Annotated in this window: 7 protein-coding genes; 2 read left to right on the top strand and 5 right to left on the bottom strand. The window is 67.3% G+C overall.

What is annotated here, in order from left to right:
• Together EN745_RS27630 and EN745_RS27625 are read right to left on the bottom strand one after the other, a co-directional pair.
• Positions 1-700: amidase family protein (locus EN745_RS27630; protein ID WP_245487857.1), on the bottom strand; the 700-nt coding region annotated here is incomplete at its 3' end.
• 105 nt (positions 701-805) lie between these two features.
• Entirely contained in the window at positions 806-2,395 is a 1,590-nt protein-coding gene (locus tag EN745_RS27625; RefSeq protein WP_127422716.1) for a WD40 repeat domain-containing protein, read from the bottom strand.
• Positions 2,396-2,637: 242 nt separating this feature from the next.
• Here EN745_RS27625 and EN745_RS27620 point away from each other — a divergent pair, with 242 nt between their 5' ends.
• Together EN745_RS27620 and EN745_RS27615 are read left to right on the top strand one after the other, a co-directional pair.
• Entirely contained in the window at positions 2,638-2,733 is a 96-nt protein-coding gene (locus EN745_RS27620; RefSeq protein ID WP_126055266.1) for a putative RiPP precursor, read from the top strand.
• A 69-nt stretch (positions 2,734-2,802) separates the two neighbouring features.
• Entirely contained in the window at positions 2,803-2,895 is a 93-nt protein-coding gene (locus EN745_RS27615; protein ID WP_126055267.1) for a putative RiPP precursor, read from the top strand.
• A gap of 117 nt (positions 2,896-3,012) precedes the next feature.
• Here EN745_RS27615 and EN745_RS27610 read toward each other — a convergent pair whose 3' ends face one another.
• The 3 genes from EN745_RS27610 to EN745_RS27600 form a co-directional block, all read right to left on the bottom strand.
• Positions 3,013-4,194: a hypothetical protein gene (locus EN745_RS27610; protein ID WP_127422715.1), complete on the bottom strand. Its 1,182-nt coding sequence runs from the start codon at positions 4,192-4,194 to the stop codon at positions 3,013-3,015.
• A gap of 87 nt (positions 4,195-4,281) precedes the next feature.
• A complete protein-coding gene (locus EN745_RS27605) occupies positions 4,282-5,058 on the bottom strand; it encodes an exodeoxyribonuclease III (RefSeq protein ID WP_127422714.1) in 777 nt (258 codons plus the stop codon).
• A 173-nt stretch (positions 5,059-5,231) separates the two neighbouring features.
• The gene (locus EN745_RS27600; RefSeq protein ID WP_127422713.1) at positions 5,232-5,885 is read right to left on the bottom strand and encodes an alpha/beta family hydrolase; all 654 of its coding nucleotides are present in this window, start codon (positions 5,883-5,885) and stop codon (positions 5,232-5,234) included.
• Positions 5,886-6,030 lie beyond the last annotated feature (145 nt).

Below are 6,030 nucleotides of genomic sequence, written 5' to 3'. Positions count from 1 at the left end.
GTTCCAGCATGTCGGCGACGGAGCGCGTATGCGGCACCACCACGTCCATCGTCGGCACCAATGGCCAGTTGCCGCGCACCGAAATAATGCCGCGCGAGGGCGTGTAGGCGACCAGCGCGTTGTTGGAGGCCGGCGCGCGGCCGGACGACCAGGTTTCCTCGCCGAGGCCGAAAGCGGCGAAGCTGGCGGCCGTCGCTGTGCCCGAGCCATTGGAGGAACCGGAGCCGAAAGCGGCGGTCAGATAATCCGCATTGTAAGGGCTCTCGGCGCGGCCATAGACGCCGCGCTGCATGCCGCCATTGGCCATCGGCGGCATGTTGGTGAGACCGACCAGCACCGCGCCCGCCGCGCGCAGGCGCGCTATGGTGAAGGCGTCTTCATTGGCGACGAGTTGTTCGAACGCGGGCGAGCCGGCGGCGACCGTCAGTCCCCTCACCTTGTAGCTGTCCTTGGCGGTGTAGGGGATGCCGTCGAGCGGCCCGAGTGTTTTGCCCTCAAGCCGCCGTCGGTCGGAAGCCGCCGCGTCCGCGAACATGTCGGGGTTGAGTGCCGGCACGGCGTTGAGGGCGATGCCGTGGCGGTCGTAGCGCGCGATGCGCCGCAAGTAAGCGCCGACCAGTTCGACGCTGGTGACGGTGCCGTCCTCCAGCGCGCGGCGCAGGTCGGCGATCGAGGCTTCGACGAGGTGGAGGTCGGGCATGGTGAATTGCGGCTCGTCATGTTCATTGCTGCATAGCAGGCATACATATGCAGGTCGCGTTCCGTCACACCAGAGGGGGTGCCTAGGCGCCGAGCTGCGAAGCGATCACTCCGGCGCGCCCGCGAACAGCACCACCCCCTCGCCGCCGGCCGCCGGCCAGTCGCGGATGGTGCGGTCGTAGCCGCCGGTGAGCAGCGTGCCGTCGGCGGCGAAGGCGACCGCGTAGATCGGGCCGGTGCCGGGGTCGAACTCGGCGATCTGGTCGCCGGTGTCCATGTTCCAGATGCGCGCCGTGCCGTCGAGCGAGACCGATGCCAGCCGCTTGCCGTCGGGGGACAGCGCGATTTCATAGACGGTGCCGGAATGGCCTTCGAAGCGGCGCACTTCCCTGAAGCTGTCGAGGTCCCAGAGCTTGATCGTGTAGTCGCCGCTGCCGGTCACCGCATGGTGCCCGTCAGCGGTGAAGACGGCGCCATAGGCGCCCTGCTCGTGCCCGTGCCAGCTGCGCAGTTGCTTGCCCGAAACAATGTCCCAGAGTTTCAGCTCGCCATCGATGCTGCCCGACAGGGCTTTCGTGCCGTCGGGCGAGACGGCGACCGCGCTCACCGACCAGTCATGGCCGGGCAGTACATGCAGCACACCACCCTTTTCGAGATTCCAGACGATGACGGCACCGGTGTCGTGGCCGCTGACGGCCAGCCTGCCGTCGGAGCTGATCGCCAGGTTCCTGGCACCGCCGTTCTGGCCCGCGGAAAAGACGTGCAGCACAGCGCCGTCGGCAAGCTTCCGCAGCACGATCTCGCCGTCGTCGCTGGCGGTCAGCGCGCTTTTGCCGTCGGGCATGAACAGCGCCGTGCGCGCCATGTCCTTGTGCTCCCCCAGAGTGCGGATCAGCCGCTTGCCGTCGATGTCCCAGAGCTTGATCATGCGGTCGGTGCTGGCGCTCATGATCTCGCGCCCGTCTTGCGAGACCGCCAGCCAGACGACGGCGTCGCGATGGCCGTCGGGCTGGGCCGCCTGTGCCGGCGGTGCCGGCGGCAGCGGAGCTACGGTCTCGGGCGGCGGGGCCGTCTGCGGCGGCGGGGCCGTCTCCGGTGGCGCAGCCGTCTCGGGTGGAGCAGCGGGAGGCGCCAGCGCGGTCTTCGGCGGCTCGGCCGGCGCGGCAGGCGGCGAAGCCGGCACGGCCGGACTTGCCGGCGCTGGCTCAGCCGCAGGCGGCGTCTCTAACGCCTGCTCCGGTGGCGCCGGCGCTAGAACCAGCTCCGCCGGCGGCGTTGCGAGGGCCGGCGGAGCGCTGGCGAGATCCTGTCCGCCCTTCGGTTCGTTCGCCGCCTCGCCGCCCCGCCAAGGCTGGTCGGCGAGCAGCGCCAGCACAGTGACCGCCGGCAGGACCTGGAAGAAGCGCCTGAGATGCGGCCGGCCCAGATCCCGCACCTCCGCCGCGCGGCCGAACAGCGGCGCTCCGGCCTGATGCGCCGGCCGTCCCGGCAAAAGACCGGCAAGGAACAGCAACGCGCCGACCACCAGAGCGAGCGCCGCCACCAGGAAGCCGGTCAGCCGCATCGAGGCGGAATCGGCCAGCGGATGAGCGAGGCTCTCGGCTCCGGTGGCCAGAAACGGCCAGGCATGCATCACGCAGGCGATGGCCGCCGCCAGTAGGAGGAGCGAGAGCAGCCTGTCGATCGTTCTGTTCATAGGATGCCCCCACCCTTCTTCTCATATCGGTATCCTAGCCCAGCTTCCCGCGCTGGCTAAGTGTCGGAAATCACACGCGCGGGAATAAATCCGTGATCCCCTCGGCAAAGCAGTGCGCTTATCCGGCAGACCTTCGCGCCAGGGATGTGACTATCCGGATGCACGCAGTGTACATCAGCCGTCATGGTTGACAGGAGACGAGGGTCTGACATCATCCTTCGTGGATTAATGGAGAGTTGGATATGAAGAAGACCTACGAGAGGCTGGCCCTGCTCAAGAAGGACAGGCTTTCGGCGGTGACGGCGCGCAACGGCGGATCCACTCCCCTCCCGCGGTGATTTCAGCCCGGCTGGCGCCTTGAGCATCATGGCGTTGGCCGGATTTGACATTGTATCGGAGCCCCTGAAATGAAGAAAACCTATGAGAAGCCGGTTCTGGTGAAGAAGGACAGGCTTTCGGCGATCACCGCCAACGGCGCGGGCTCGAACAACCTGATCTGATCCCTCGCCGGCTCTCCTGGAGCGGTTCAGCGTTTCATGGAATCGCTTAACCGCTCTAGTATTGTTTTGACGCAATTCCGGACGGAAAACCGCTACGCACTTTTCCTGGAATTGCTCCTAGAGCACCAGCACCAGGTCATCCACCACAAGCTGCCAATGGTGCTTCGTCGACAGGCGAACACGCGTGACGGCCTTCAGCATCGGCGCATAGTGGCACGGCGCCAGCGCCGACAGCGTGATCTCATCGCGCGCGACCGGCACCTCCCCCAGCCAGCTCTCGATCAGCGCGGTCTCTCCCTCCGAGGCCAGCCAGGCCGCGGTCAGCATCATCGAATGCAGCCCGAAAGGCTGGTGCCGGCCGAATTCGGCCGCATGGCCGCTGCTCGTATAGGCGATGTGATCGCCCGAGACATTGCCGTTGACGTAGCCCTCGCTGTTCTTGGTGTGGTCGCCCGCCATGGCGTTGAGATTGCGCCAGGAGAGCCCGGCATGGCCCGTCGGAAGCTTGCGCAGGCCGCGCGTGGTGACGTGGTCGAAGCCGATGACGCTCAGCGCCGCATCGGCCACGATGACGGCGGGCGTCAGCAGGCCAAGATCGGTCGGATAGGCCGACAACGCGAGCTGCCGCTCGAGGCCGCCGCCGGAGATCGCCACCGTGTCGGCCCCTGCGGCGAGAGGAAAGCGGAAGGCGGCGCCCGCGCCAAGCGTCCGGCTGTCGAGGATCTGGCCCTTGCCCATCACCGACAGCGTCGCCTCCGTCGCGGCGGGCATCCTGCAGCTCAGGACGCGAACCGGCGCGAGGCCGACCGGTTTCGGCAAGTCCTCCCCGACGAGGCCAGCGACAGAGCCGGGCGCGGCCAGCAAGCGTATCGACTGGTCCTCGTTCCCGCTGCTGGCGCGCCAGCCGGGCGGCACAGAGACCGAAAAGCGGTAGGTGCCGGGCGCGCGTATCCTGGCCCGGCGTCGCCTGGACGACATCGGGAAATTGGCGAAGCCGGCGGAGTTGGTCCGCGCCGCGGCGAGGAAGCCGCCGCGCTCATCGTAGAGCCGAACCATGATGCCGGCCATCGGCCGGTCGGCGAGGCCATACACCCCGTCGCCGTCGACATCCATGTAGACATAGGACGAGAAGTTGAGCTTGCCGGCGGTGGGCCGCCAGGACGCGCGCACCGCATAATCATGGGCCGGATCGGCCCGGCGCCGCATCCGCCGGCGCTGGCGCGCCTGCCAGACGAGGAAGGCCAGCAATGCCGCGGCCGCGAGGACGATTGAGGAGACTGCGACGGTCAGGCTGGGCAACGGCGAGCCTCGGCGGGAATGATTGCGACACCCTAGCTTGCGATGTGGTGACTGCACAGAGGGGCGCGAAGGATCGCGGCGGCGAGGTCAGGTCTCCACCTCCACCCACACCGGCGCGTGGTCGCTGGCGTTGTCCTCGCCGCGCACGGCCCGGTCGATGCCGGCCGCTTTCAGCTTGCGGACGAGTGTCTTCGACAAAAGGATGTGGTCGAGCCTGAGGCCCGCGTCGCGCGGCCAGCGATTGCGGCGGTAGTCCCAGAATGTGTAGAGCTTCTCCTCCTTCGGGAAGACCTTGCGCAGCGCATCGGTCCAGCCCCACTCGACGAGTGCCGCGAAGGCGGCGCGGCTTTGCGGCTGCACCAGCGCGTTGTCGTCATAGGAGCGGGTCGGGTAGATGTCGCGCGGCTCAGGCACGATGTTGAAGTCGCCGGCAAGCGCCACCGGCAGGCCGGTGTCGAGGAGCTGCTTCGCGTGCGCCGCGAAGCGATCGTGCCAGGCGAGCTTGTACTGATATTTGGGCCCGGGCTGCGGGTTGCCGTTGGGCGCATAGAGGCAGGCGATGACAATGCCCGACACCGCCGCCTCGATGTAGCGCGCCTGGCGGTCGGCGTCGTCGCCGGGCAGTACGTCGCGCGTCAGCACGGGTTCTGCGCCCTTTGCCAGAATGGCAACGCCGTTCCAGGTCGGCTCGCCCTTCCACACCGCGCCATAGCCGGCCTTCGCCAGCCGGGTCAGCGGAAACTGCGTGTCGCGCGCCTTCAGTTCCTGCAGGCAGACGACGTCGGGTTTTGCCTCGGCGAGCCAGGCCAGCAGGTTCTCCAGGCGACTGTTGATGTTGTTGATGTTGAAGGTGGCGATTTTCATGTTTGGATGCCGAAAGCGCCCCTCGCTTCGTCATCCTCGGGCTTGACCCGAGGATCCATGCCGTGACCGTCGCCGTGGAACGTGGCGGGGCAGAATTCTGAACCGTTGCAACGCCTTAGCGTCACGGCATGGATTCTAGGGTCTGCGCGCGTCGCTTCGCTCCTTGCTCCGCCCTAGAATGACGAAGCCGACGGCTGCGCGAATTTAGCCGCTGTCGTCTCCGCCACCGTCTTCAGGTGGTCGCCCGTCGAAAACCCCGAGATCGCCTTGCGCGGCTTCAGATCGTGGTCGCCGTCCTCCAGCCAGATCATCTCGATCGCGTTGGAAAGGCCATAGGTCGCAACCTCATCCTTGGTGCCGAACTCGTCGCGCGTGCCCTGGAAGATCAGCGTCGGCGTCTTGAGGCCGAGGAGATGCTTGGTCCTGAGCTGCTCGGGCTTGGCCGGCGGGTGGAAGGGATAGCCGAGGCAGACGAGCCCGGCGATCTCGCCCTTTTCGAACATCTCGTCCGCGACCATCGACGCCACGCGCCCGCCCATCGACTTGCCGCCGATGATGAGCTTTCCCGTGACACCCTTGGCGCGAAGGTCGGCGATCGCCTTGATGTATTCAGGGTTCACCGTCTCGGCGCGCGGCGGCGGCTTGCGATGGCCGTAGCGGCGGGCGGCCATGTAGTGGAACTCGAAGCGCGCCACGCGGAAGCCGGCCGTGGCGAGCGCCTTGGCGGTGGCGGCCATCGAGGCGGAGTCCATCGGCGCACCGGCGCCATGGGCCAGCAGGATGGTGACGGGGGCGGTTTCGGAGCCGTCGAAGAGGAAGTGGGTCATGGTTGCTCCAACCTCCCCTTCTCCCCTTGTGGGAGAAGGTGGCCGAGCGAAGCTCGGACGGATGAGGGGTGCTCCAGCTTGGCGGACACGCCCATCAATGTACCTGCGCGCGACAACATCACCGGCGCCTCATTCCTTCCAACAC

Source organism: Mesorhizobium sp. M4A.F.Ca.ET.022.05.2.1 (assembly GCF_003998845.1).
Taxonomy (GTDB): domain Bacteria; phylum Pseudomonadota; class Alphaproteobacteria; order Rhizobiales; family Rhizobiaceae; genus Mesorhizobium.
This window is presented reverse-complemented; position numbering and strand designations above follow the sequence as displayed.

Coding starts and splice junctions, on each gene's coding strand:
- EN745_RS27625 (WP_127422716.1), bottom strand. CDS start 2,395: ATGAACAGAACGATCGACAGGCTGCTCTCGCTCCTCCTACTGGCGGCG.
- EN745_RS27620 (WP_126055266.1), top strand. CDS start 2,638: ATGAAGAAGACCTACGAGAGGCTGGCCCTGCTCAAGAAGGACAGGCTT.
- EN745_RS27615 (WP_126055267.1), top strand. CDS start 2,803: ATGAAGAAAACCTATGAGAAGCCGGTTCTGGTGAAGAAGGACAGGCTT.
- EN745_RS27605 (WP_127422714.1), bottom strand. CDS start 5,058: ATGAAAATCGCCACCTTCAACATCAACAACATCAACAGTCGCCTGGAG.
- EN745_RS27600 (WP_127422713.1), bottom strand. CDS start 5,885: ATGACCCACTTCCTCTTCGACGGCTCCGAAACCGCCCCCGTCACCATC.